At 71.3% G+C, this 23,440-nt stretch carries 23 protein-coding genes and 1 pseudogene; 18 read left to right on the top strand and 6 right to left on the bottom strand.

The features are described 5' to 3' along the window. Nucleotides 1-223 precede the first annotated feature (223 nt). Together ACFVYN_RS25275 and ACFVYN_RS25270 are read left to right on the top strand one after the other, a co-directional pair. Nucleotides 224-1,615: a M1 family metallopeptidase gene (locus tag ACFVYN_RS25275; protein ID WP_390002096.1), complete on the top strand. Its 1,392-nt coding sequence runs from the start codon at nucleotides 224-226 to the stop codon at nucleotides 1,613-1,615. 23 nt (nucleotides 1,616-1,638) lie between these two features. Beyond that, nucleotides 1,639-2,295, top strand: coding sequence for a trimeric intracellular cation channel family protein (locus ACFVYN_RS25270; RefSeq protein ID WP_390002094.1), 657 nt, complete (start codon nucleotides 1,639-1,641; stop codon nucleotides 2,293-2,295). Here ACFVYN_RS25270 and ACFVYN_RS25265 read toward each other — a convergent pair. Next, nucleotides 2,204-3,424, bottom strand: coding sequence for an alpha/beta hydrolase (locus ACFVYN_RS25265; protein ID WP_390002092.1), 1,221 nt, complete (start codon nucleotides 3,422-3,424; stop codon nucleotides 2,204-2,206). The genes ACFVYN_RS25270 and ACFVYN_RS25265 overlap by 92 nt on opposite strands. A 153-nt stretch (nucleotides 3,425-3,577) precedes the next feature. Here ACFVYN_RS25265 and ACFVYN_RS25260 point away from each other — a divergent pair, with 153 nt between their 5' ends. From ACFVYN_RS25260 to ACFVYN_RS25250, 3 genes and pseudogenes are all read left to right on the top strand, one after another. Then, entirely contained in the window at nucleotides 3,578-4,432 is an 855-nt protein-coding gene (locus tag ACFVYN_RS25260; protein WP_390002090.1) for a thioesterase family protein, read from the top strand. A gap of 137 nt (nucleotides 4,433-4,569) precedes the next feature. Further along, nucleotides 4,570-5,081: pseudogene (locus ACFVYN_RS25255) on the top strand (DNA-binding transcriptional regulator); the annotation flags it as partial. A 153-nt stretch (nucleotides 5,082-5,234) separates the two neighbouring features. Further along, nucleotides 5,235-5,606 (top strand): hypothetical protein, encoded by a 372-nt coding sequence (locus ACFVYN_RS25250; protein WP_390002100.1) that lies wholly within the window; start codon nucleotides 5,235-5,237, stop codon nucleotides 5,604-5,606. Nucleotides 5,607-5,685: 79 nt separating this feature from the next. Here the strand turns inward: ACFVYN_RS25250 and ACFVYN_RS25245 are convergent, their stop codons facing one another. Continuing rightward, nucleotides 5,686-6,312 carry a TetR family transcriptional regulator gene (locus tag ACFVYN_RS25245; protein ID WP_390002088.1) on the bottom strand — a complete coding sequence of 209 codons (627 nt, stop codon included), beginning with the start codon at nucleotides 6,310-6,312 and terminating at the stop codon, nucleotides 5,686-5,688. Nucleotides 6,313-6,445: 133 nt separating this feature from the next. Here ACFVYN_RS25245 and ACFVYN_RS25240 point away from each other — a divergent pair, with 133 nt between their 5' ends. The 3 genes from ACFVYN_RS25240 to ACFVYN_RS25230 all read left to right on the top strand — a co-directional run bounded on the left by ACFVYN_RS25240 (nucleotide 6,446) and on the right by ACFVYN_RS25230 (nucleotide 8,148). Next, the gene (locus tag ACFVYN_RS25240; protein ID WP_352389330.1) at nucleotides 6,446-6,610 is read left to right on the top strand and encodes a hypothetical protein; all 165 of its coding nucleotides are present in this window, start codon (nucleotides 6,446-6,448) and stop codon (nucleotides 6,608-6,610) included. 35 nt (nucleotides 6,611-6,645) lie between these two features. After that, nucleotides 6,646-6,912 carry a DUF4190 domain-containing protein gene (locus tag ACFVYN_RS25235; RefSeq protein WP_390002086.1) on the top strand — a complete coding sequence of 89 codons (267 nt, stop codon included), beginning with the start codon at nucleotides 6,646-6,648 and terminating at the stop codon, nucleotides 6,910-6,912. A 66-nt stretch (nucleotides 6,913-6,978) separates the two neighbouring features. Beyond that, nucleotides 6,979-8,148, top strand: a complete 1,170-nt coding sequence (locus ACFVYN_RS25230; protein ID WP_390002084.1) for a cysteine desulfurase family protein — start codon at nucleotides 6,979-6,981, stop codon at nucleotides 8,146-8,148. Nucleotides 8,149-8,168: 20 nt separating this feature from the next. Here the strand turns inward: ACFVYN_RS25230 and ACFVYN_RS25225 are convergent, their stop codons facing one another. Next, on the bottom strand, nucleotides 8,169-8,858 hold the full coding sequence (locus tag ACFVYN_RS25225; RefSeq protein WP_390002082.1) for an N-acetylmuramoyl-L-alanine amidase: 690 nt from the start codon (nucleotides 8,856-8,858) through the stop codon (nucleotides 8,169-8,171). 60 nt (nucleotides 8,859-8,918) lie between these two features. On the opposite strand from ACFVYN_RS25225, the gene mnmA reads away from it, so the two are divergent. Beyond that, entirely contained in the window at nucleotides 8,919-10,043 is a 1,125-nt protein-coding gene (gene mnmA, locus ACFVYN_RS25220) for a tRNA 2-thiouridine(34) synthase MnmA (protein WP_390002080.1), read from the top strand. Nucleotides 10,044-10,441: 398 nt separating this feature from the next. On the opposite strand, the gene ACFVYN_RS25215 is transcribed toward mnmA, so the two are convergent. Continuing rightward, nucleotides 10,442-11,224, bottom strand: a complete 783-nt coding sequence (locus ACFVYN_RS25215) for an alpha/beta fold hydrolase (protein ID WP_390002078.1) — start codon at nucleotides 11,222-11,224, stop codon at nucleotides 10,442-10,444. Nucleotides 11,225-11,261: 37 nt separating this feature from the next. After that, entirely contained in the window at nucleotides 11,262-11,585 is a 324-nt protein-coding gene (locus ACFVYN_RS25210; RefSeq protein WP_057616345.1) for a DUF427 domain-containing protein, read from the bottom strand. Between the two features lie 50 nt (nucleotides 11,586-11,635). On the opposite strand from ACFVYN_RS25210, the gene ACFVYN_RS25205 reads away from it, so the two are divergent. From ACFVYN_RS25205 to gatB, 9 genes are all read left to right on the top strand, one after another. After that, the gene (locus tag ACFVYN_RS25205; RefSeq protein ID WP_390002076.1) at nucleotides 11,636-12,175 is read left to right on the top strand and encodes a TIGR00730 family Rossman fold protein; all 540 of its coding nucleotides are present in this window, start codon (nucleotides 11,636-11,638) and stop codon (nucleotides 12,173-12,175) included. 23 nt (nucleotides 12,176-12,198) lie between these two features. After that, on the top strand, nucleotides 12,199-12,888 hold the full coding sequence (locus ACFVYN_RS25200) for an SDR family oxidoreductase (RefSeq protein ID WP_390002074.1): 690 nt from the start codon (nucleotides 12,199-12,201) through the stop codon (nucleotides 12,886-12,888). 82 nt (nucleotides 12,889-12,970) lie between these two features. Beyond that, entirely contained in the window at nucleotides 12,971-13,972 is a 1,002-nt protein-coding gene (locus tag ACFVYN_RS25195) for a methionine synthase (protein WP_390002073.1), read from the top strand. Nucleotides 13,973-13,987: 15 nt separating this feature from the next. Further along, entirely contained in the window at nucleotides 13,988-16,180 is a 2,193-nt protein-coding gene (gene ligA, locus ACFVYN_RS25190; RefSeq protein ID WP_390002071.1) for an NAD-dependent DNA ligase LigA, read from the top strand. A gap of 272 nt (nucleotides 16,181-16,452) precedes the next feature. Continuing rightward, complete coding sequence (locus ACFVYN_RS25185) at nucleotides 16,453-18,684, top strand: putative bifunctional diguanylate cyclase/phosphodiesterase (protein ID WP_390002069.1); 2,232 nt, start codon at nucleotides 16,453-16,455, stop codon at nucleotides 18,682-18,684. 187 nt (nucleotides 18,685-18,871) lie between these two features. Next, nucleotides 18,872-19,168 carry an Asp-tRNA(Asn)/Glu-tRNA(Gln) amidotransferase subunit GatC gene (gene gatC, locus ACFVYN_RS25180; RefSeq protein WP_007384860.1) on the top strand — a complete coding sequence of 99 codons (297 nt, stop codon included), beginning with the start codon at nucleotides 18,872-18,874 and terminating at the stop codon, nucleotides 19,166-19,168. Nucleotides 19,169-19,173: 5 nt separating this feature from the next. Continuing rightward, nucleotides 19,174-20,676 carry an Asp-tRNA(Asn)/Glu-tRNA(Gln) amidotransferase subunit GatA gene (gene gatA, locus ACFVYN_RS25175; protein ID WP_390002067.1) on the top strand — a complete coding sequence of 501 codons (1,503 nt, stop codon included), beginning with the start codon at nucleotides 19,174-19,176 and terminating at the stop codon, nucleotides 20,674-20,676. Then, nucleotides 20,673-20,912 (top strand): hypothetical protein, encoded by a 240-nt coding sequence (locus tag ACFVYN_RS25170; RefSeq protein ID WP_007384862.1) that lies wholly within the window; start codon nucleotides 20,673-20,675, stop codon nucleotides 20,910-20,912. Before gatA ends, ACFVYN_RS25170 begins: the two co-directional genes overlap by 4 nt. Nucleotides 20,913-20,927: 15 nt before the next feature. Then, nucleotides 20,928-22,442 carry an Asp-tRNA(Asn)/Glu-tRNA(Gln) amidotransferase subunit GatB gene (gene gatB, locus ACFVYN_RS25165; protein WP_390002065.1) on the top strand — a complete coding sequence of 505 codons (1,515 nt, stop codon included), beginning with the start codon at nucleotides 20,928-20,930 and terminating at the stop codon, nucleotides 22,440-22,442. Between the two features lie 52 nt (nucleotides 22,443-22,494). Here gatB and ACFVYN_RS25160 read toward each other — a convergent pair whose 3' ends face one another. After that, nucleotides 22,495-23,310, bottom strand: a complete 816-nt coding sequence (locus ACFVYN_RS25160; protein ID WP_390002063.1) for an SAM-dependent methyltransferase — start codon at nucleotides 23,308-23,310, stop codon at nucleotides 22,495-22,497. Nucleotides 23,311-23,440: the final 130 nt, after the last annotated feature.

The following is a 23,440-nucleotide window of genomic DNA, read 5'->3' as shown; positions in this document are numbered from 1 at the left end:
CCCCAGACACGTCCAGGACCGGACCGCCATATCCGTCGGTCACCTTCGCGGCACCGGACCCGAGACAGACCAGCCGCACCGTGATCCAGGAGTCCGTCTTCGCCAGGGGCACCTCGATCCGCTGCCCTGTGACAAGTTTGCAAAGTCATGCACATGATCGAACGGGGGAGTGAAGAGTCGTCCGTGTCCGACTTATCGGTACAGGCTCGAAAGGGACGACACCATGGCACTCTCCCGATCGGCACGTTTAGGGGCCGTCGCGACCGCGGCGGCTTCCTTCTTCGTCATCGCCGCCGCCCCCGGCCCGAAACCCGGCGCCCCCGGCATCGGCGACCCCTACTTCCCGAACCTCGGCAACGGCGGCTTCGACGCCCGCCACTACACCCTCGACGTGGCGTACAACCCGGACACCGACCGGCTGGACGGCCGTACGACACTCACCGCCCGCGCCACCCATAACCTCTCGTCCTTCGACCTGGACCTGCAGAAGTTGGAGGTCACGGCAGTCCAAGTGGACGGCAGACGCGCCCAGTTCACGCGCGACGGGGACGAGATCCGCATCAGCCCGCGCGAATCCCTGCGCAAGGGCCGCGACTTCACGGTCGCCGTCACCTACGGCGGGATACCCGAGCCCCTCAACGGGCCCATCGTCTTCGGCTCGGACTACGGCTGGATGAAGACCCCCGACGGCGTCTTCGTCGCCTGTGAACCCAACGCCGCCTCCACCTGGTTCCCGTCCAGCGACCACCCCGCGGACAAGGCCACCTACGACATCCGCATCAGGACCCCGAAGGGCCTGACCGCCGTCTCCAACGGCCGGCTCGTGTCGACGTACGACAAGGGCGGCTCGACGTACACCCACTGGCGCGAGAAGAAGCCGATGGCGACCTACCTGGCGACCGCCACCATCGGCAAGTTCGACGTCCGCACCGGCAGGACCCCCGGCGGGATACCCATCTACACGGCCATCGACCCGGTCCTGGAGAACAGCAACAACGTCGACGTGTACGGCGTCACCGCCGAGGTCACCGACTACTGGTCGCAGGTCTTCGGACCGTACCCCTTCGAGGAGACCGGCGCGATCGTCGACGACATGGCGCAGGCGGGGTTCTCGCTGGAGGTGCAGTCGAAGCCGGCGTACTCGGCGGTGCGCAACGAGACCACGATCGTGCACGAGCTCGCCCACCAGTGGTTCGGCGACTCGGTCTCGGTCGCGCACTGGAAGGACATCTGGCTCAACGAGGGCTTCGCCACCTACGCCCAGTGGCTGTGGGCCGAGCACCGGGGCACCCGCAGCGCCCACGACTCCTTCCTCGCCGGCTACGACGCCCGCCCCGCCGACAACCCGTTCTGGCAGACCACCGTCGGCGACCCGCAGCGCGACACGATGTTCGCGTCCGCGGTCTACCAGCGCGGCGCGATGACCCTCCAGGTGCTGCGCGAACGGATCGGCGACAAGGCGTTCTTCAGGCTGCTGCCGGCCTGGACCACACTCCACCGCCACGGCAACGCCGACACCGCCGACTTCGTCCGGCTCGCGGAGAAGGTCAGCGGACAGCAGCTGGACGACCTGTTCGGCACCTGGCTCTTCACGACGGGCAAACCGGCCCTGTAACAGGCCCTGCGCAAGAATGCGGTGTGCTCCAGCAATTGTTCAGCCCCTCCGTCCAGCACACGCTCGACCTCGTCGGCATCTTCGTGTTCGCCATCTCCGGCGCGCTGCTGGCCGTCCGCAAGAACTTCGACGTCTTCGGCATCGCCGTTCTCGCCGAGGTCACCGCGCTGGGCGGAGGGCTGTTCCGGGACCTGATCATCGGCGCGGTGCCGCCCGCCGCCTTCACGGACCTGGGCTACTTCATCACCCCCCTGCTCGCCGCCCTCCTGGTCTTCTTCCTGCACCCGCACGTGGAGCGCATCCAGGCCGGCGTGAACGTCTTCGACGCGGCCGGCCTCGGCCTGTTCTGCGTCGCCGGGACGACGAAGGCGTACGAGTACGGGCTCGGCCTCACCCAGTCGGCGACCCTCGGCCTCGCCACCGCCGTCGGCGGCGGTGTCCTGCGGGACGTGCTCGCCAACGAGGTGCCGTCCCTGCTGCGCTGGGACCGCGACCTGTACGCGGTCCCGGCGATCGTCGGCGCCACCATGGTCGCCCTGTGCATCCGATACGACGCGCTGTCCCCCTTCACCAGCGGGCTCGCCGCGCTCACCGCCTTCGTGCTGCGCCTGCTCGCGATGCGGTTCCACTGGCGAGCACCGCGGGCGTGGAACCGCCGGTCGACCGTGCGTGAGGAGTAGCGCCCGCCCGGCCGTGCAGCAGCCCCATCTCCTCGGTCAGCCAGCGGAACGCCGGGACCACCTGGGGCTTCCACAGCGCCATGTTGTGGCCGCCCGCGCTCTTGGGGATGTAGACCACGTGCACGGTCGTCGGCGCCTTCGCGATCTGTTCGAGGCCCATGGCCGCCTCGTAGCCGTCGCCCGGCTGACCGGACTGGTAGAGCGCGATCGAGGGCGGGGTGCGGGCGTCGCGCAGCAGCACGTAGGGGTTGTTGGCGCGCCGCAGGGCGGGCGTCTCGGCGGCCAGCGAATTGCGTTCACCGATCGGGTCGTTGTAGCCCGACATGCTGACCGCGGCCCGGTAGCGGTCGGGGTGGGCGACGGCGAGCTTGGTCGCACAGTGGCCGCCCGCCGAGTACCCGGCCGCGGCCCAGCCCGCAGGACCGGACTGGGCGCGGAAGTTGTCCGTGACCATCTTCGGCACGTCGACGCTGAGCCAGGTGTCGGCGTTGACCGTGCCGGTGATGTTGGCGCACCCGGTGTCCACCCCGGCCAGCAGGTTCATGCGCGGGGCGACCAGGATGAAGGGCGCCACCCTGCCGTCCCGCATCAGCGGCCGCAGCTGGGCGACCGCGTGCAGCGACCCGAACCAGGCCTTCGCCGAGCCCGGATAGCCCGACAGCAGCTCCACCACGGGGAACTTGTGATGCCGGTAGGCGGGCTCGGCGTACTGCGGCGGCAGCCAGACGTAGACCTCGGCGTTCACGCCCGAGACCCGGCCCTTGAGCTGGGTCACCCGTACCCCCTTCATGCCGGGTCCCGAGGCGTGGGTGAAGTGCTGCCTCACCTTGGGCAACCGTTTCAGCGAGATCCCGCCGGTGCCGTCGGCGCCCAGGTTCGCGGCCTGCTGGACGTGGTTGCCGGTGCCCAGCAGGTCGGCCCAGTTGTCGTACAGGCTGTTCTGGTTGTTGACCAGCACGAAGACGAGGGCGACGGCCGTGCCCTGGGCGAACAGCACCATCAGCACGCGGGCGACGGCGCGGGCGATCCGGGGTCCCGGCAGTCGCGACCACAGGGCGAGCGGCAGCACGAGGGCGAGGACGGACAGCACGATCAGCGTGTAGAGGAACGCGGTCCCGGTGAGGCTCATGTCCCTGTAGAGGGGGAAGTCCGGACCTCGGTCACGGACGAGTACGGACACTTACCGAGACCTAGCGCGGGTCTCACCTGGGTGATCGGCGGGGTCGGCGGGGGCGGCCTGAGAAAGCTACCGCTTAGTAGTTGGTTGTTGTACCGTTCAGTCATGCCAGAAGCAGCCTCCGTCACACGCGCCGCGATCGGCGACAGCGAGTTCGACCGCGACACCGCGGCCACCCGCCGCGCGCCCGGCGTCTACGACATCGACCTCTCCGCGGGCTGGACGATCATCAGCGCCGTCAACGGCGGCTACCTCCTGGCCGTCCTCGGCCGCGCCCTCGCCGACGCCCTGCCGCACGCCGACCCGTTCACGATCTCCGCGCACTATCTGACCGCGTCCCAGCCCGGACCCGCGGTGATCCGCACGGACGTCATCCGCACCGGCCGCACCCTCTCCACCGGCCAGGCCTCGCTCTTCCAGTACGACGAGGAGGGCAAGGAGGTCGAGCGCATCCGCGTCCTCGCCTCCTATGGCGACCTCGACGCCCTCCCCGACGACGTCCGTACGACGGCGAAGCCGCCGGTGTTCCCGCCGATGGACCAGTGCTTCGGCCCCGAGGACGGGCCGACCCCCGTCGAGGGCAGCTCCGCCATCACCGACCGGCTGATGCTCAAGCTGGACCCCTCGACCCTGGGCTGGGCCCTCGGCGCGCCCTCCGGCAAGGGCGAGATGCGGTCCTGGTTCGGGCTCGCCGACGGCCGGGACGCCGACCCCTTCTCGCTGCTCCTCGCGGTGGACGCGCTGCCGCCCACGGCCTTCGAGATCGGCCTCAAGGGCTGGGTGCCCACGGTCGAACTCACCGTCCACGTCCGCCGCCGCCCGGCCCCCGGCCCGCTGCGCGTCTCCATCACCACCCGCAACCTGGCCGGCGGCTTCCTGGAGGAGGACGCCGAGGTCTGGGACAGCGAGGACCGACTGGTCGCGCAGTCACGGCAGTTGGCGCGGGTCAGGCTGGGCTGAGCGGGCCCTGGTCTCCCGGTGGGGTGAAGTCCGACCGTCTCCCGCCGACCCTGCTCCCGCTCCGGGCCCGCGGCGCGCGTCACCGTCCCCGAACCCGCCGCCCGGCTGGGGGGCTCCGCCCGCACCGTGCACCGGACGCCCTGTGCATCCTGGCTGCCAAGGCCGCCCACGCGGCCCTCGGCCGGACTCCGCCCTCGGCTCGGCGCTGCGCAAGGTGATGGCCGCGTGGCCCGCCCGCACCGCCGGGGCCACCGCCCGACGCATCCTGGTCGACGTCACCCGCTGGAAGGGCGGCCCTCAGCGTCCGTGGGCCTGGCGGCCGATCGGGACACCGTCTTCGCCGACCGCCGGCTGCGCTACCGGCACAGCGGGGAGCGCGAGAAGCGGACGTACACCGTCGACCCGTACGGTCTCGCGGCCTGGGAGGCGTTGCGCCACCAGGTCGAGGAGCGGCCCGGCGGCATCGACGTCACCCTCCGGGTCCGCCCTGACCGACTCGACCCGTTCGTGCGGCTGATCCCCGTATCTGTCCCAACTCCCCGCGGACGGCGGCAAAAGCGCATGGGCCACGGCCCGGCTCTCCCGGGGTCAGATCGGCGAGGCCCGCGCGGTCGCTTCTGTCACGGGCTTGTACCAGCGAGTAGGTGAGTGGTCCGTGCGGAACCGCAGCTCAGAGGGGTTGCTTTGGTCGTCCTTTGCCGTGCGCACAGGCGGGGGACAGTCCGGGCTCAACGAAGGCTCAGGGGCCGTTGCGAGAGTTCCCGGCCTCAGGACTTCCTCATCCTCCCTGGAGCTGTCTCTCATGAAGCGTGTGCGTCTCCTCCCCGCCGTGGCCCTGCTGGCGCTCTCGCCCCTCGCCCTGGTGGCCTGCGGCTCGGGCGACTCGTCGTCGACCTCGAACAGCGGCACCTCGGGGCAGCAGCAGAACTGTCAGGCCCCGACCGGCAACGCGTCCGGCATGCCCACCGGCGCCGCCTCGGGCGCCCCCACCGGCAACGCGACCGCCCGGCCCTCGGGCGCACCCAGCGGCAACCCCTCCGGCATGCCGAGCGGCGGACCCGGCGGCGGCCGGGGCGGTCAGGGCGGCCCCGGCGGCGGCATGGGCGGCTGCGGCGGCAGCGGGGGCGGTGCGGCTCCGACCGGTGCGCCCAGCGCGGCGGCGACGAAGAGCTGACGGCGCGTAGGGCGTCGTACGGCAGGGGCGGTGCTCCCGGTGAACGGGGGTGCCGCCCCTTTGCGTTGCCGGATCGGCCCTAGTCCAGCCAGTGTTCGCGGCCGACGCTGATCAGTCGCAGCCGGCGCTCCGCCACCTTGCAGACCCGGTCCCGTTCCTCCGGGGGCGCCTCCAGGGCCTCCAGGAACAGTGAGGCGGTGATCAGCATCTGGTCGACGTAGAGGTTCGCCAGCATCAGCAGGTCGTCGTCGCTCCAGCCTTCGGACACCGGGTCCTTGGCCAGCTCGTCCTTCACCTCCTGCCCGAACCGGGCGAGTTGCTCGCGGATGGCCTCCCGGACCGGCTGCACACCGCCATGTCGTTCCCGAGCGATAAAACGGACATGAGCCGGGTACGCGTCTACATGGCCGGCGATCAACTCGATCGCACGCGTGATGCGTTGAGTGTGGTCGTCGGCCGCGGACACCGTCGTCCGGATCATCGGGTGCAGGCTGCCCAGCGCCTCCTCGACGAGGGCCACGCCGAGGTCGGCGGTGGAGCGGAAGTGCCGGTAGAAGGCGGTGGGCGCGACGCCGACGGCCCGCGTGACCTCGCGCAGGCCCAGGCTGCTCAGGCTCTGCTCCTCCAGCAGGGCCAACGCCGCGTCCAGGAGCGCCTGCCGGGTCTTCTGCTTCTGTGCCTGCCGAATGCCGAGGGTGTGACTCATGTCATCCAGTTAACAACTGTTCTCCGTAATTGAAAAGCCGTGTGACACGCTAGGCTCTAGAGTCAGTGAACAACTGTAACCACAACTGTTCACCCAAACGTAACGACAGCCGTCCCGGAGGGGGATCCGTCCCATGCTGTTCCTCGTCGCCGCACTCATGCTGCTCGGCGTCGTCCTGGGCACCGTCGCCCACGCGCCGCTCACCTTCACCGCCGTCGCCGCCGCCGTGATCGCCGTCTGGCTGGGCGTCTTCGCGCTCCGCGAGCGTCACTCGCGCCGCCGCACCCCGAGCCACTGACCGCCGCCCCATCGTCCCCAGGAGCACTGATCACCATGCAGCTCACCGCGCAGGCCACCGACCGAACCGGCGCCCGTGATGCCGACGGCATGGCCGTGGCGTCCTTCATCCTCGGCCTCATCGGCCTTCTCGTCCTCAACGTCTTCCTCGGCCCGGTCGCCATCGTCCTTGCCGCGGTCGCCCTGTGGCGCGGCACCGCCCGCCGCGGCCGTGCCTACCTGGGCCTCGGCCTCGGAGTGGCCGACCTCCTGGTCCTGGTGGCGTTCATGCAGCTGGACAGCACGCCGTCCTGGAGCTTCTGAGGCCGCCGGCACCGGCCGGTCCTGGCCCGAGGGCGCTCATCCGCGACCCGTAGAATCGGCGTCACCATGGCATACCTCGACCACGCCGCGACCACCCCGATGCTCCCCGAGGCGGTCGAGGCACTCACCGCGCACCTCGGCGTCACGGGCAACGCCTCCTCCCTGCACGCCTCCGGCCGCAGGGCCCGCCGCACGGTCGAGGAATCCCGCGAGACCCTCGCGGAGGCACTCGGCGCCCGGCCCAGCGAGATCGTCTTCACCTCCGGCGGCACGGAGGCCGACAACCTCGCCGTGAAGGGCCTGTACTGGTCCCGGCGCGACGCGGACCCCGCAAGGACGCGGGTCCTCGCCAGCCCCGTCGAACACCACGCCGTCCTCGACGCCGTCCACTGGCTCGGCGAACACGAGGGCGCCACCGTCGAGTACCTCCCCGTCGACAAGCACGGCCGGGTCCACCCCGGAGCCCTGCGCGAGGCCATCGCCCAGAGCCCCGACGACGTCGCCCTGGCCACGGTCATGTGGGCCAACAACGAGATCGGCACCCTCATGCCGGTCCGCGAACTCGCCGCCGTCGCCGCCGAGTTCGGCGTCCCGCTGCACGCCGACGCGGTCCAGGCCTTCGGCCAGGCCCCCGTCGACTTCGCCGCCTCCGGCCTCGCCGCGATGACGGTGTCGGGCCACAAGATCGGCGGCCCGTACGGCATCGGCGCGCTCGTCCTCGGCCGCGAGTGGACCCCCGTCCCGGTCCTGCACGGCGGCGGCCAGGAGCGCAACGTCCGCTCCGGCACCCTCGACGTCCCCGCCATCGCCTCCTTCGCGGTGGCCGGCCGCCTCGCCGCCGAGCAGCGCGAGTGGTTCGAGACCGAGATCGGCGCCCTGCGCGACGCCCTGGTCGAGGCGGTCCGTACGGCGGTCCCGGACGCGATCCTCGGCGGCGACCCGGCACCGGGCGGCCGCCTTGCGGCCAACGCCCACTTCACCTTCCCCGGCTGCGAGGGCGACTCCCTGCTCCTGCTGCTGGACGCGCAGGGCATCGAGTGCTCCACCGGCTCCGCCTGCACCGCGGGCGTCGCCCAGCCCAGCCACGTCCTGCTCGCCACCGGCACCGACCCCGACCTGGCCCGCGGCACCCTGCGCTTCTCCCTCGGCCACACCTCCACCGAGGCGGACGTCGAGGCGGTCGCGAAGGCCATCGGCCCGGCGGTGGAACGCGCCCGCGCGGCGGGGCTGACGTAACCTTCCACCGCAGCCCGGGATCAGGGAGTGCCCGTGGCCCCGGCCCTGCCGGTGGCCGCGGTGCTCTGACGCACCAGCTTCATGTACCGGTCCCAGTCCCAGTGTTCGCCCGGGTCGGTGTGATCCGTCCCCGGCACCTCCACATGGCCGATGATGTGCTCGCGGTCGACGGGGATGGCGTACCGCGCGCATATCCGGGCCGTGAGCCGCGCCGAGGCCGCGTACATCGCGTCCGTGAAGTCCTCGGGCCGGTCCACGAATCCCTCGTGCTCGATGCCCACACTGCGTTCGTTGTAGGCGCGGTTGCCCGCGTGGTACGCCACGTCCAGCTCGCGGATCATCTGTGTGATGTGCCCGTCCTTGCCGACGATGTAGTGCGCGGCCGCGCCGTGCCCCGGGTCCTGGAACACCTTCACGGCGCTCGCGAAGCTTCCCTGGGTGACATGGATGATCACCATGTCTATGCCGTAGTCGTCGGGCCGGTCAGCGCGCCGCCAGTTGGCGTCGGAGGCCGCCACCCACTGGGCCCCGCCGAAGTCGACCGCACCCTCGACCCGCGGCTTCTCCACTCCAGGCGCCCGCCACCACAGCCGCGCCAGCTCATGACGGGCCAGCACCGCCGAGCCCACGGCGGCCGCCGTCCCGCCGATGAGCAGGGCCCGCCGGCCGATGCGCCGGTCGGCGTCCTTGGAACCCTCTGTCGCCCCCATGTGGTCGTCAACGGATACCCGGCTGCCCCGGTTCCCGCGCCCCCTTACTCTTGAAGGGTTATGACTGACACCACGCAGCGCCCCCTTCGCGTTCTCGCCGCCATGTCCGGAGGAGTGGACTCCGCCGTCGCCGCCGCCCGCGCGGCCGAAGCCGGCCACGACGTCACCGGCGTCCACCTCGCGCTCTCCGCGAATCCGCAATCGTTCCGCACGGGCGCCCGTGGGTGTTGCACCATCGAGGACTCGCGCGACGCTCGCCGCGCCGCCGACGTCATCGGCATCCCGTTCTACGTCTGGGACCTCGCCGACCGCTTCCGCGAGGACGTCGTCGACGACTTCGTCGCCGAGTACGAGGCCGGCCGCACCCCCAATCCCTGCCTGCGCTGCAACGAGAAGATCAAGTTCGCCGCCCTGCTCGACAAGGCGCTCGCGCTGGGCTTCGACGCAGTGTGCACCGGCCACTACGCGAAGGTCGTCACGCTCGCGGACGGCTCCCGTGAGCTGCACCGCGCCTCCGACATGGCGAAGGACCAGTCGTACGTCCTCGGCGTGCTGGACGAGAGGCAGCTGGCGCACGCCCTGTTCCCGCTCGGCGACACCCTCACCACCAAGGACGAGATCCGCGCCGAGGCCGAGCGCCGGGGCCTCGCGGTCGCCAAGAAGCCCGACTCGCACGACATCTGCTTCATCGCCGACGGTGACACCCAGGGCTTCCTCGCCTCCCGCCTCGGCAGGGCGGAGGGCGACATCGTCGACGAGTCCGGCGCGAAGGTCGGCACCCATGAGGGCGCGTACGGCTTCACCATCGGCCAGCGCAAGGGACTGCGCATCGGCACCCCGGCCGCCGACGGCAAGCCGCGCTATGTCCTCGACATCTCGCCGGTCGACAACACGGTGACGGTCGGCCCGGCCGCCGCGCTGGACGTCACCGGTCTGCGAGCCGTCAAGCCGCGCTGGTGCGGGGCTGCCCCGACCGCCCCCGGCACCTACACCGCCCAGCTCCGCGCCCACGGCGGCGAGACCGAGGTCACGGCGGAGCTGGTGGACGGCGAGTTGCAGGTGTCGTTCGCGGAGCCCGTCCGCGGGGTGGCCCCGGGCCAGGCGATCGTCCTGTACGACGACACGCGCGTGGTGGGTTCGGCGACCATCGCGTCCACGGTGCGGGTGACGGCCGGCGTGGCCTGACGGCCCGCCAGGCACCGGCGCTCCGGACGCACGGCTCGCGAGGGATGCCCGGCTGCGTCCGACCGTGACGTCGCGGGCACGCACACGCGCGTGCCGGTGGTTGCCGACGGCCCTTCTGCGTCCGGCGCGGTAGCGGCGCGCACGCCGACCGCCCCGTGCCTACCCGCCCGGACAGGCCCCGCCACGCGCACGCGCCGGCGGTTGTCGGAGGTCGTAGGCACGGGCGGGTGACGGCGGAGCGCCTCCGTGGACGGGGGAGCCCGCGAGTGTGCGCTGCCCGACGTCACCACGCGCGCGTCCGCGTACGCCCCTTGTGTGTCCGGTGCGGTGTCGAGCGCGCACGCCGACCGCCCCGCACCCGCACGCCCTGACAGGCCCCGCCGCGCGCGCCGGGATCGTCAGTCCGCGAAGAACTCCGTCAGGACCGGTGCCAGGGCGCTCGGGTCGACCATGTGGGTCTGGCCCTCCAGGACGCGGTACGAGCCCTTCGGGGCCGCCTCCGCGACCGCCCTGGTGCCCTCGCGCATCCACTCGGGGCTCGCGCCGCCCGCGACGGCCAGTACCGGGACCGTGATCGAGGCCAGGCGGTCCCGGGGGACCAGGCCGCCGGCCATGACCGCGTTGTCGTAGGCGAGCGTCGGGGCGACCGCCTCCATGCCGGGCCACATGGGGGACTGGCGGGCGCCCTGGATCATCTCCTCGCCCATGCCGGTGAGCCGCAGGAACAGTTCCACCGCGTCCCCGCGCCGCCCCTCGGCGAGCGCCGCGTCCAGGCTCCGGGTGTACTCGGCGTTCTGCTCGGCGCCCCCGTCGAGGTAGTCGGCGAACGGCGTCTCGTACACGGCGACCCGGCGGACCGGCAGGCCGCTCGCCGCGGCCTCCAGGACCAGCGCACCGCCGGAGGAGATACCGCACAGGCACGCCTCGCCGCCCGCCGCCTCGATGAGCGCGGCGAGGTCCTCGACCTCACGGGCCACCGCGTAGGGGGCCGTGTCGCCGCTCTGACCGCGCCCGCGGCGGTCGTAGACGAGGACGTCGAACCGCTCGGACAGCGGCACGGCCAGGGGCGCGACCGTGCCACCCGTGGACATCGCGCCGCTGACGAGAATGACCGCCGGGCCCTGTCCGGTGCGGGTGTACGCGATCGGTGTGCCGTCGCGCGAGAGTGTCTTCTTTTCCATGCCTGAGGAGACTGCCGCACGGCACGGAATTCATCGGTCAGGACACGTCGACCTCGTAGAAACAGAGGTGGTCCTTGATCTCGGCGACGGCGGGCTTCGGCTCGGGATAGGACCACACCAGGTCGGGTGCGTCCGGCAGGGACCAGTAGGAGGCGGTGCCCTTGAAGGGGCAGTAGGTGTGGGTGTCGGAGGGGGTCAGCAGGTCGAGTCGTACGTCCTCGGCGGGGAGGTAGTACCGCACGGGAGAGCCCGTCTCGCGCAGCACCAGGGGGCGTTCGCTCTCCGCGAGGACCTGGTCGCCGTGCACCACGCGCACGTGCTGGTCGGCTTGCTCGATGGTGATCGTGTGTCCTTCGGCCATACCGGAAAAGCACTCGCGGGCCGCCGGTTCTTCCCGCGTACGGTGACCTCATGCGAATCTGCGTCTTCCTCTCCGCCGCCGACCTCGACGACCGCTACACGCGGCCCGCGCGGGAGTTCGCGAAGCTGCTGGGCAAGGGCGGGCACACGCTCGTGTGGGGCGGTTCGGACGTGGGCCTCATGAAGGTGGTCGCCGACGGCGTGCATGAGGCGGGCGGGCGGCTCGTGGGGGTCTCCGTGGAGTTCCTGGCCGCCAAGGTGCGGCCGGGCGTCGACGAGATGGTGATCGCGAAGGACCTCGCCGAACGTAAGAAACTGCTCCTGGAGAAGGCCGACGCCGTGGTGATCATGGTGGGCGGCACGGGCACGCTCGACGAGGCGACCGAGATCCTGGAGCTGAAGAAGCACGGGCACACGCAGAAGCCGGTGGTGCTGCTGAACACGGCCGGTTTCTACGACGGCTTGAAGGAGCAGTTCCGCCGCATGGAGGACGAGGGCTTCCTGCCCCTCCCGCTCACCGACCTGGTGTTCTTCGCGGAGGAGCCGGTGGGGGCGCTGGCGTACCTGGAGGAGTCGCTCGGTACGCGCTGACGCCGTGATGCGAGCATGGCGGCATGGCTACACATGTGATCACCGGAGCGGGTTCCGGCATCGGCGCGGCGGTGGCCCGGCGTCTGCACGCGCGCGGGGACGAACTCGTGCTGCACGCGCGTGACGCGGGCCGGGCGAAGGAGCTGGCGGCCCAGTTCTCCGGCGCGCGGACCCTGGTCGGGGACCTCGCCGACCCCGACAAGCTGAGCTGGGCCTTCTCCCACCAGACGCTGCCGGAGCGGGTGGACTCCCTGCTGCACATCGCCGGCGTGGTCGACCTGGGCCCGGTCGGCGACCTGACCCCGAAGTCCTGGCGCCACCAGCTGAACGTCAACCTGGTGGCTCCCGCCGAGCTGACCCGCCACTTCCTGCCCCAACTCCGGGCGGCCCGGGGCCATGTGGTGTTCGTGAACTCGGGCGCGGGTCTGAGCGCGCACGCCGACTGGTCCGCGTACGCCGCCTCCAAGCACGGCCTGAAGGCCCTGGCGGACTCCCTGCGCCACGAGGAGCACGCCAACGGCGTCCGCGTCACCTCGGTCTACCCCGGTCGCACCGCCAGCCCCATGCAGGCCAAGGTCCACCAGCAGGAGGGCAAGGAATACGACCCCGCGCGGTGGATCGACCCCGAGTCGGTCGCCACGGCGATCCTGACGGCGATCGACCTCCCGCGCGACGCGGAGATCAACGACCTGACGGTCCGCCCGGGGCGCTGACGGCTGCGGCGGGGGCGAGAGCCACCTGCTCGGGGCGAGAACCGTGCGAGAACGACGCCGGTCACCTACGTAGGCTTCGTACGTGACCGCAGACATCCGCTTCGCCCCCGCCACCGGCATCGGCTCCCTCCCGGGCGGCGACGCCCGTGAGGCCGCCAGGACCGCCACCGGCTCCTTCGAGGACTTCCCGTTCCTGCCCGAACTGCCCGCCCGGGGCCCCGGCGCCGACATGATCGGCCGCACCGCCGGAATGCTCGTCGAGCTGTACGCGCGCGTGGAGCCAAGCGGCTGGCGGCTCGGGGACCGGCCGGGCCGGGACACCAAGCGGGCGCGGTCCTGGCTCGGGCAGGACCTCGACGCGCTGGAGGAGTTCACCCAGGGCTACGAGGGGCAGTTGAAGGTGCAGGCCGTCGGGCCCTGGACGCTCGCCTCCGCGCTGGAGCTGAGGAACGGCGAGGCCGTCCTCTCCGACCCCGGCGCCTGCCGGGACCTCGCCGCCTCGCTCGCCGAGGGGCTGCGGCTGCACCTGGAGGACGTCCGCACCAGGGTCCCCGGCGCGCAGATCGTGCTCCAGCTCGACGAGCCCTCCCTGATCGCCGTATTGAGGGGGCAGGTGCGGTCCGCCAGCGGATACCGGACCTACCGGGCCCCGGACCGGCAGGTCGTCGAGGCCGGCCTGCGCGATGTCGTCGGGGTTCACGCGGGCGGCCCCGTCGTGGTCCACTCGTGCGCACCGGACGTCCCCTTCGCCCTGCTGCGGAGGGCGGGTGCGGCGGCCGTCTCCTTCGACTTCTCGCTTCTCACCGAGCGTGACGACGACGTGATCGGTGAGGCGGTGGAAGGGGGGACGAGGCTCTTCGCCGGTGTCGTGCCGGGCACGGACACGGCATTGTCAGACCCTGCCGGTAGCGTCATGGGTGTCAGGACGTTGTGGCGCAGGCTGGGGCTGCATCCGGGACTTCTCGCGGAGGCGGTCACGGTCACTCCGTCGTGCGGACTCGCGGGCGCGTCCCCGGAGTACGCGCGCAAGGCTCTCGCCCACTGCGCCCAGGCGGCGAGGTCCCTCGCGGACAACCCAGAGTAACGGGAGGACAACACGGTGGCCGGCGACAAGCAAGCGGAGACGACGGTGCCCGCCGAGGCACGGGAGAAGCACGCGCAGCTCGCTGAGCAGATCGAGGAGCACCGCTTCCGGTACTACGTGAACGACGCGCCGGTCATCAGCGACGCCGACTTCGACAAGCTCCTGCGCTCCCTCGAATCCCTCGAGGAGGAGTACCCGGAACTGCGCACCCCCGACTCGCCGACCCAGAAGGTCGCGGGGGCGTACGAGACCGAGTTCACGTCCGTCCAGCACCGCTCCCGCATGCTCTCCCTGGACAACGCGTTCAGTGACGAGGAGCTGGCGGCCTGGGCGGAGCGGGTGGCCAAGGACGTCGGCACCACCGACTACCACCTGCTGTGCGAGCTCAAGGTCGACGGGCTCGCCGTCAACCTCACCTACGAGCACGGCCGCCTCACCCGCGCGGCGACCCGCGGCGACGGCCGCACCGGCGAGGACATCACGCCCAACGTCCGCACGATCGCCGAGATCCCGGACCGTCTCACCGGCGACAAGGTCCCCGACCTGGTGGAGATCCGCGGCGAGGTCTACTTCCCGATGGAGAAGTTCGAGGAGCTCAACGCCCGGCTGGTCGAGGCCGGCGACAAGCCCTTCGCCAACCCGCGCAACGCGGCGGCCGGTTCGCTGCGCCAGAAGGACCCGCGCGTCACCGCCACCCGCCCCCTCCACATGGTCGTGCACGGCATCGGCGTCCTGGAGGGCTTCACCGGCATGACCCGCCTCTCCCAGGGCTACGACCTCCTCAAGTCCTGGGGCCTGCCCACCGCAAAGCACAACAAGGTGGTCGAAGGACTCGACGGCGTCCGGGACTTCATCGCCTACTTCGGCGAGAACCGCCACTCCGTGGAACACGAGATCGACGGGGTCGTCGTCAAACTCGACGAGATCCCCCTCCAGGGCCGCCTCGGCTCCACCTCCAGGGCGCCGCGCTGGGCGATCGCGTACAAGTACGCGCCCGAGGAGGTCAACACCAAGCTCATCAACATCCGCGTGGGCGTGGGCCGTACGGGCCGGGTCACGCCGTACGCCCAGGTCGAGCCGGTGACGGTGGCCGGCTCGGAGGTCGAGTTCGCCACCCTGCACAACCAGGACGTCGTCAAGGCGAAGGGCGTCCTCATCGGGGACACCGTGGTGCTGCGCAAGGCCGGTGACGTCATCCCGGAGATCCTCGGCCCGGTCGTGGACCTGCGGGACGGCAGCGAGCGCGAGTTCGTGATGCCGGCCGAGTGCCCCGAGTGCGGCACCGCGCTGCGGCCGATGAAGGAGGGCGACGTCGACCTGCGCTGCCCCAACGCCCGTACCTGCCCCGCCCAGCTGCGCGAACGCCTGTTCTACCTCGCGGGCCGCAAGTCGCTGGACATCGAGCACTTCGGGTACGTCGCGGCCGCGGCCCTGACCAAGCCGCTGGAGCCCTCCGACCCGCCGCTGGCCGACGAGGGCGACCTGTTCGACCTCACCATCGAGCAGCTGCTGCCCATCAAGGCGTACGTCCTCGACCAGGACAGCGGTCTGCCCAAGCGGGACCCGAAGACCGGCGAGGAGAAGGTCGCCACCGTCTTCGCCAACCAGCAGGGCGAGCCCAAGAAGAACGCCGTCGCCATGCTGGAGAACATCGCGGCCGCCAAGGAGCGCCCGCTCGCCCGGGTCCTGACCGGCCTGTCGATCCGCCATGTCGGCCCGGTCGCCGCCGAGGCGCTGGCGCGCAACTTCCGCTCGATCGACCGCATCGAGCAGGCGAGCGAGGAGGAGCTGGCGAACACCGACGGCGTCGGCTCGATCATCGCGAAGTCCCTCAAGGAGTGGTTCGCGGAGGACTGGCATCAGGAGATCCTGCGCAAGTGGAAGGCCGCGGGCGTGCGCATGGAGGAGGAGGGCTCGGGGGAGGACGAGGGCCCGCGTCCCCTCGAAGGGCTCACCGTGGTCGTCACCGGCACCCTGGAGCGCTTCACCCGCGACGGGGCCAAGGAGGCGCTGCAATCCAGGGGGGCGAAAGTGACCGGTTCTGTTTCGAAGAAGACGTCTTTCGTCGTCGTAGGTGACAATCCAGGGTCTAAATATGACAAGGCGATGCAACTCAAGGTGCCTGTTCTGAACGAGGACGGCTTCGACGTCCTGCTGGAACAGGGCCCCGAAGCGGCCGACGATGTGGTGCTTCCCACGGAGGAGTAGCGAGAAGCGGCGGTTGAAGGCCACCCGATCGGCGCATACCAGAGGCATACGGGTGGCCGGGGCGCATTCGGGCAACCGTCGACGACCGCTGCCCGTGGAAGCCTTCTGCGGCCTACTGTTGAGATGTGCGCCTGCCGTGCCCAGCTGCGGCCGGGGCATTCCCTTGCTCCTGATGAGCAAGGGGAAGGGTTTTCCAACGCGGCGCCGTCGAGGGATTTGTCGGGCGAACGAGCCGCGTGGCGTGGGCACCGCCGGCTGTGAGAGGGACGGGAATGGAACCGACCGAGAGCGCCGCCCCGGACTCACGGCTGCGCCGGCTCACCGGCGCCTGGCGGGCGAGCCGGTGGGCCGGGCGGCCTTCGGAGCATCCGGGCGTGGAGACCCGCGCCGCCGGACCCTACTCCCCGGTCGGCGGCCCCGGGACCGCGCAGCTCACCGCCGAACGCACCCCCGGTATGCCGGACTCCGAGGCCGACCGGCAGCCGCCGTGGCCCGCGCTGCCCACGGCGATCGTCTCGGCCGCCGGATTCGTGCTGGGCGCCGGCTTCTACCGGGCCTTCACCGGCAGCCACGCCCTCTTCCCGTCCGGCACCGTCGGCTGGTCCCTGGCCGTGCTGACCGGAGTCATCGTCGGCCATCTGGTCGCCCTCGGCCGGGCCCGCTGGTGGGGCGGCACCGGCTCCGGCGCCGCCCTGACCCTCGCCGTCCTGCTGCTGTACGGCTGGGTGGCCGCCGGCATGGTCAGCCTCACCGTCGTCCTGCTGGTCGGCATAGCCAGGCGCCACCGCTGGCGGCAGGGCATCCTGCACGGCGCGGTGGACCTCCTCGGCATAGCCGCCGGCGCCCTGGTCCTCGCCGCGTTCGGCCAGTCGCCGTCCGTCGAGACCCCCTGGAATCCCGACACCTGGACCTTCTACACCGGCCCCGAGGCGGTCCTGGTCGCCGTGGCCTACCTCGCGGTCACCCGGGCCCTGGGCTGGTATCTGCACTCCTCCCGGCACGGTCTGCCCACCGTGGCCCGCACCGCCCTGGTCAGACAGGGTCTGGTCGCGGTCGCCCTGCTCGGCATCGCCCCGCTGGTCTGCGTGGTAGCCACCGCCAAGCCCGTGCTGCTCCCGCTGTTCGCGATCCCCCTCATCGCCCTCGACTCCACCCTGTGGATGGCCCGGGCCCGCGCCGAGGAGCAGCTGCGCGACCCGCTGACCGGACTGCCCAACCGGCAGTGGCTCCTGGAGCGCATCTGGACCGCCCTGGACGACGCCGAGCGCATCGGCGCCCGGTCCGCCCTGATGCTCATCGACCTCGACCGCTTCCGCTCGGTCAACGACACCCTGGGCCACCTCGCCGGTGACCGGCTGCTCCTCCAGATCGCCGACCGGCTGCGGATCGCGCTGCCGCGCGGGGCGGAGGCGGCGCGGCTCGGCGGCGACGAGTTCGCCGTCTTACTGCCGGTCGCCGACTCCACGACCTCCGCGACCCGGGTCGCCCGCACCCTGGTCGCGGCCCTCAGCTCCCCGCTCGACCTCGACGGGCTCACCCTCGTCCTGGAGGCCAGCGCCGGGGTCGCCGTCTTCCCCGACCACGCCCTGGACGCCGAGGGGCTGCTGCGGCGTGCGGACGTGGCGATGTACCAGGCAAAGCGGGACCGTACGGGAGTAGAGGTCTACGAGTCCAAGCGGGACTCCAACACCCCCGACCGGCTCGGGCTGCTCGGCGATCTGCGCCGGGCCCTGGACGCGCACGAGGTGCAGCTGCACTACCAGCCCAAGGTCCGCTTCGACGGGCAGGTCGCCGGTCTTGAGGCCCTGGTGCGCTGGGTGCACCCGGAGCGCGGGAAGGTGCCGCCGGACGAGTTCATCGCGATCGCCGAGTCGTCCGGGCTGATGCCCTACCTCACCGAGTACGTGCTGGACACGGCCCTGGCCCAGGTCGCCGAGTGGCGGGCGCAGGGCCTCTACGTCCCGGTGGCGGTCAACGTCTCCCCGCGTGACGTGCACACCCCGGGCTTCGCCGGCTCGGTGGCCGCGCGCCTCGCCCGGCACGGCGTCCCGGCGGGAGCGCTCCAACTGGAGATCACCGAGCATGTCCTGCTGGAGGACCCCTCGCGGGCCGCGGACACCCTCGCCGCCCTGACCGGGCACGGCGTGAAGATGTCCCTGGACGACTTCGGCACCGGCTACTCCTCCCTGGTCCACCTGCGCCGCCTGCCCGTCAGCGAACTGAAGATCGACCGCTCGTTCGTGGCCAAGCTGGCCGTCGACACCGAGGACGCGGAGATCGTCCGCTGCACGCTGGACCTGGCCCACTCCCTGGGCCTGCTGGTCGTCGCGGAGGGCGTCGAGGACGACGAGACCTGGGAGCGGTTGCGCGACATGGGCTGCGACGCCGTACAGGGCTGGCTGGTGGCGGCGGCGATGCCGCCGGAGGAGACGACGGCGTGGCTCCTGGCGCGGGGTTCGAGGGGCTGGCAGCGGCCCAGGGCGGCGCTGCCGGCGGCGGAGTGAACATTCCGGCCGTCCTGTGCGGCTTTTGTCTTCAGGGGCGCGGGGAACTGCGCGACAAGCCACGACGCACCCGCAGCCGCTCACAGCCCGTTCAGGCACCCCCTCCGGAATCCGTTTAACGGCCACACCCCTCGGCGCCATAGGATTGGGCCCCACACCACACGCACTCACCCCAGAGGATCGCTGCATGCCTGGCATCACGCGCGAGGAGGTCGCCCACCTCGCCCGGCTGGCGCGTCTGGAGCTGAAGCCCGAAGAGCTCGAGCACTTCGCGGGACAGCTTGACGACATCATCGGCGCGGTCGCACGCGTCAGTGAGGTCGCCGACCAGGACGTACCGCCGACCTCGCACCCGCTCCCGCTGACGAACGTCATGCGCGCGGACGAGGTCCGTCCGTCGCTCACCCCCGAGCAGGCGCTCTCCGGCGCCCCGGCCCAGGAGCAGCAGCGTTTCAAGGTGCCGCAGATCCTGGGGGAGGACTAACCGCCATGACGGACAACGTCACCATCATCAAGCTCACCGCCGCCGAGACCGCCGAGAAGATCGCTTCCGGTGAACTCACGGCCGTGCAGGTCACCGAGGCCCACCTGGCCCGGATCGAGGCCGTCGACGAGAAGGTGCACGCCTTCCTGCACGTCGACCGCGAGGGCGCGCTCGCCCAGGCCCGCGCCGTCGACGAGAAGCGGGCGAAGGGCGAGAAGCTCGGCCCGCTCGCCGGCGTCCCGCTCGCGCTGAAGGACATCTTCACCACCGAGGGCATCCCGACGACCGTCGGTTCGAAGATGCTCGAGGGCTGGATCCCGCCGTACGACGCGACCGTCACCCGGAAGCTGAAGGCCGCCGACGTGGTCATCCTCGGCAAGACCAACATGGACGAGTTCGCCATGGGGTCCTCCACCGAGAACAGCGCCTACGGCCCGACCGGCAACCCCTGGGACCTCACCCGGATCCCCGGCGGCTCCGGCGGCGGCTCCTCCGCCGCGCTGGCCGCGCACATGGCCCCCCTCGCCATCGGCACCGACACCGGCGGTTCCATCCGCCAGCCGGCCGCCGTCACCGGCACGGTCGGCGTGAAACCGACGTACGGAGCGGTCTCCCGCTACGGCATGGTGGCCTTCTCCAGCTCCCTCGACCAGGGCGGCCCCTGCGCCCGTACGGTCCTGGACGCGGCGCTGCTGCACGAGGTCATCGCCGGGCACGACCCGCTGGACTCCACGTCGATCGACGCGCCCGTTCCGCCGGTCGTCGAGGCCGCCCGCAACGGCAGCGTGGCCGGTCTGCGCGTCGGTGTCGTCAAGCAGTTCCGCGGCGAGGGCTACCAGGCCGGTGTCATCCAGCGCTTCGACGAGTCCGTCGCCCTCCTCAAGGAGCTGGGCGCCGAGATCGTCGAGCTGGACTGCCCGTCCTTCGACCTGGCGCTCTCCGCGTACTACCTGATCGCGCCCTCCGAGTGCTCGTCCAACCTCGCCCGCTTCGACGGCCTGCGCTACGGCCTGCGGACCGGCGACGACGGCAGCCACTCGGCCGAGGAGGTCACCTCCCTCACCCGTGAGGCGGGCTTCGGCCCCGAGGTCAAGCGCCGGATCATGCTCGGCACGTACGCCCTGTCGAGCGGGTACTACGACGCCTACTACGGCTCCGCGCAGAAGGTCCGCACGCTCATCACGCGCGACTTCGAGAAGGCGTTCGAGCAGGTCGACGTGATCGTCTCCCCGACGACCCCGACCACCGCCTTCCCGATCGGCGAGCGCGCCGACGACCCGATGGCGATGTACCTGGCCGACCTGTGCACCATCCCCACCAACCTCGCGGGCAACGCGGCCATGTCGCTGCCGTGCGGTCTGGCGCCCGAGGACAACCTGCCCGTCGGCCTCCAGATCATCGCCCCGGCCCTGAAGGACGACCGCCTTTACAAGGTCGGCGCCGCCGTCGAGGCCGCCTTCGTGGAAAGGTGGGGGCACCCGCTCCTCGAGGAGGCACCGTCGCTGTGAGCAAGCTGACCAAGGCGAAGGACTTCAAGAAGTCCAAGTCCGGCACGTACCTGTCCATCGCCGGGACCGCGTTCGGCGCGATCGGCGTCGCCAAGCGGCTCAAGAAGGCCCGCGCCGAGAAGGACACGCTCGTCCTGATCGACGCCACCGTGTCCGCCGTCGCGATCGTCACCGGTCTCGCGATCCTGTACCGCGAGCTGAAGCGGCTGGGCGACGACGACGTCCTGCTGGGCTGAGAGGGAAGTTTCACCGTGACCACCACGACCGACCTGGTGTCGTACGAGGACGCTCTCGCGTCGTACGACCCCGTCATGGGCCTCGAGGTCCATGTCGAACTCGGCACCAAGACGAAGATGTTCTGCGGCTGTTCGACCGAGCTCGGTCAGGACGCCAACACGCAGACCTGCCCCACCTGCCTCGGCCTGCCCGGCGCGCTCCCGGTCGTCAACGCGATCGGCATCGAGTCGGCCATCAAGATCGGTCTCGCGCTGAACTGCGAGATCGCCGAGTGGTGCCGCTTCGCCCGGAAGAACTACTTCTATCCGGACATGCCGAAGAACTTCCAGACCTCCCAGTACGACGAGCCGATCGCCTTCAACGGCTACCTCGACGTCCAGCTGGAGGACGGCGAGACCTTCCGCGTGGAGATCGAGCGCGCCCACATGGAGGAGGACACCGGCAAGTCGCTGCACGTCGGCGGCGCCACCGGCCGTATCCACGGCGCGTCCCACTCGCTGCTGGACTACAACCGCGCCGGCATCCCGCTCATCGAGATCGTCACCAAGCCGATCGAGGGCGCGGGCGAGCGGGCTCCCGAGGTCGCGCGGGCGTACGTCCGTGAGCTGCGCGAGCTCATCAAGGCGCTCGGCGTCTCCGAGGCCCGCATGGAGCAGGGCCAGATGCGCTGCGACGTGAACCTGTCGCTGCGCCCCCACGGCCGCGAGAAGTTCGGCACGCGTTCCGAGACGAAGAACGTCAACTCGCTGCGTTCCGTGGAGCGCGCGGCCCGTTTCGAGATCCAGCGGCACGCGGCCGTACTGAACTCAGGCGGCACGATCATCCAGGAGACCCGGCACTTCCACGAGGACACGGGGTCCACGACCTCGGGCCGCGTGAAGGAGGAGGCCGAGGACTACCGGTACTTCCCCGAGCCGGACCTCGTGCCGGTGGCCCCCTCGCGCGAGTGGGTCGAGGAGATCCGGGCCGCACTGCCCGAGCTGCCGCTGGTGCGCCGCAACCGCCTCGTCGCGGAGTGGGGCATCACGGCCCTCGACATGCAGGCGATCCTCAACGCCGGTGCCCTGGACCTGATCGTCGCCACCATCGACGCCGGTGCCGACGCGGCCTCCGCCCGCAAGTGGTGGATGGGCGAACTCGCCCGCAGCGCCAACGAGTCCGGCACAGCGCTGGACGAGCTGGCCATCACGCCGGAGCAGGTCGCCCGGGTCGCCGAGCTGGTCGCCAAGGGTGACCTGAACGACAAGCTGGCCCGCCAGGTCATCGAAGGCGTCCTCGCGGGCGAGGGCACCCCGGACGAGGTCGTCGACAAGCGCGGTCTGAAGGTCGTCTCCGACGAGGGCGCCCTGGGTGCCGCCGTCGACGAGGCCATCGCCGGCAACCCGGGCATCGCCGACAAGATCCGCTCCGGAAAGGTCGCCGCGGCCGGCGCCCTGGTCGGCGCGGTCATGAAGGCGACCCGCGGTCAGGCCGACGCGGCCCGCGTCAAGGAACTGATCCTGGAGAAGCTGGGCGTCGGCGAAGGCTGAGCCGATCCACGCTACGGCCTCGGAGGGATGCCCTCCGGGGCCGTAGCGCTACCTACTTACGGCGTCCTACGAGCCGTACGAAACCCAACGACCGCCCCTGGTCGGCCCGTACCATCTCGCCGACCTCACGGGCCATCGTGCGATGGAACTCCTGCGGGCTCTCCTCGGCGATCACGTCGCACCACAGCAGCCAGTCCTTCCAGCCGTCCGGCTGCCAGTCGGCCGTCTCGACCTCGACGGCCCCGCCGCGGGTCCAGTGCCGCCTCCACCAGTCGGCCGCGTGGAAGCACCAGAAGTCGGGCTGCCACCACTGCGTGAGATGCGCGGGCGGCTCCACGCCCTCGATCTCCTCCCGTACCGCGGGCACGACGACCCCGATCCGCCCGCCCGGCTTCAACAGCCGGGTCAGCGTGGGCAGATAGAGGTCGGCGGTGCCGAAGTACTGGTACGCGTCGATGCTCACGATCGCGTCGAAGCTGCCCTGGGCGAACGGCAGGTCGTGCGCCTCGGCGTGCACGGGCAGCACCCGGTCGGCGAAACCGGCCTCGGCGATGCGCTCGGCGTTCTCGTCCGGTTTGACCCACAGGTCGGCCGCGGTGACCTGGACGTCGTACTCCCTGGCCAGGAAGACCGAGGTCATCGCCCGGCCGCAGCCCAGGTCGAGCACCCGGGCGCAGGGGCGCAGGGTGTCCAGGCCCAGGGCGGGCGCGAGCCACTCCAGCAGCCACAGCGCGTTCGGGCCCATCTGGTTCTCGATGACCCAGCGGACGTCGTAGCTGTTGCTGCGGGGGTAGCGGGCCTGGGTCAGCCGCCGGGTGAGGTCCTCACTCCAGGGCCCCGTCATGGACGGGGTGATGTCGTCTGGCATCGGTGAACGGGCTCCTTGAGTCCTGAAAGACGGAAAGGGATACGGCGGAGCTCGGTCGGACGCTCAAACAACGCACCTGCTTCGGTCGGGGGCCGGACGGACCCGGAGTCGCTCAGCGGAACACGCTACG

Origin of the sequence: Streptomyces sp. NPDC058307, assembly GCF_042880295.1 — a bacterium.
Classification (GTDB): domain Bacteria; phylum Actinomycetota; class Actinomycetes; order Streptomycetales; family Streptomycetaceae; genus Streptomyces.
Note: the sequence above shows the minus strand (reverse complement) of the source record. Positions and strands in the feature narration are given on the sequence as shown.

Bases quoted from the DNA above. Each gene is read 5' to 3' on its own strand.
- ACFVYN_RS25160 (WP_390002063.1), bottom strand. From the start codon at position 23,310: ATGCCAGACGACATCACCCCGTCCATGACGGGGCCCTGGAGTGAGGAC.
- ACFVYN_RS25215 (WP_390002078.1), bottom strand. From the start codon at position 11,224: ATGGAAAAGAAGACACTCTCGCGCGACGGCACACCGATCGCGTACACC.
- ACFVYN_RS25230 (WP_390002084.1), top strand. From the start codon at position 6,979: ATGGCATACCTCGACCACGCCGCGACCACCCCGATGCTCCCCGAGGCG.
- gatA (WP_390002067.1), top strand. From the start codon at position 19,174: ATGACGGACAACGTCACCATCATCAAGCTCACCGCCGCCGAGACCGCC.
- ACFVYN_RS25265 (WP_390002092.1), bottom strand. From the start codon at position 3,424: ATGAGCCTCACCGGGACCGCGTTCCTCTACACGCTGATCGTGCTGTCC.
- ACFVYN_RS25250 (WP_390002100.1), top strand. From the start codon at position 5,235: ATGAAGCGTGTGCGTCTCCTCCCCGCCGTGGCCCTGCTGGCGCTCTCG.
- ACFVYN_RS25210 (WP_057616345.1), bottom strand. From the start codon at position 11,585: ATGGCCGAAGGACACACGATCACCATCGAGCAAGCCGACCAGCACGTG.
- gatC (WP_007384860.1), top strand. From the start codon at position 18,872: ATGCCTGGCATCACGCGCGAGGAGGTCGCCCACCTCGCCCGGCTGGCG.
- ACFVYN_RS25275 (WP_390002096.1), top strand. From the start codon at position 224: ATGGCACTCTCCCGATCGGCACGTTTAGGGGCCGTCGCGACCGCGGCG.
- ACFVYN_RS25200 (WP_390002074.1), top strand. From the start codon at position 12,199: ATGGCTACACATGTGATCACCGGAGCGGGTTCCGGCATCGGCGCGGCG.
- mnmA (WP_390002080.1), top strand. From the start codon at position 8,919: ATGACTGACACCACGCAGCGCCCCCTTCGCGTTCTCGCCGCCATGTCC.
- ACFVYN_RS25240 (WP_352389330.1), top strand. From the start codon at position 6,446: ATGCTGTTCCTCGTCGCCGCACTCATGCTGCTCGGCGTCGTCCTGGGC.
- ACFVYN_RS25260 (WP_390002090.1), top strand. From the start codon at position 3,578: ATGCCAGAAGCAGCCTCCGTCACACGCGCCGCGATCGGCGACAGCGAG.
- ACFVYN_RS25205 (WP_390002076.1), top strand. From the start codon at position 11,636: ATGCGAATCTGCGTCTTCCTCTCCGCCGCCGACCTCGACGACCGCTAC.
- ACFVYN_RS25235 (WP_390002086.1), top strand. From the start codon at position 6,646: ATGCAGCTCACCGCGCAGGCCACCGACCGAACCGGCGCCCGTGATGCC.
- ACFVYN_RS25185 (WP_390002069.1), top strand. From the start codon at position 16,453: ATGGAACCGACCGAGAGCGCCGCCCCGGACTCACGGCTGCGCCGGCTC.
- ACFVYN_RS25225 (WP_390002082.1), bottom strand. From the start codon at position 8,858: ATGGGGGCGACAGAGGGTTCCAAGGACGCCGACCGGCGCATCGGCCGG.
- ACFVYN_RS25245 (WP_390002088.1), bottom strand. From the start codon at position 6,312: ATGAGTCACACCCTCGGCATTCGGCAGGCACAGAAGCAGAAGACCCGG.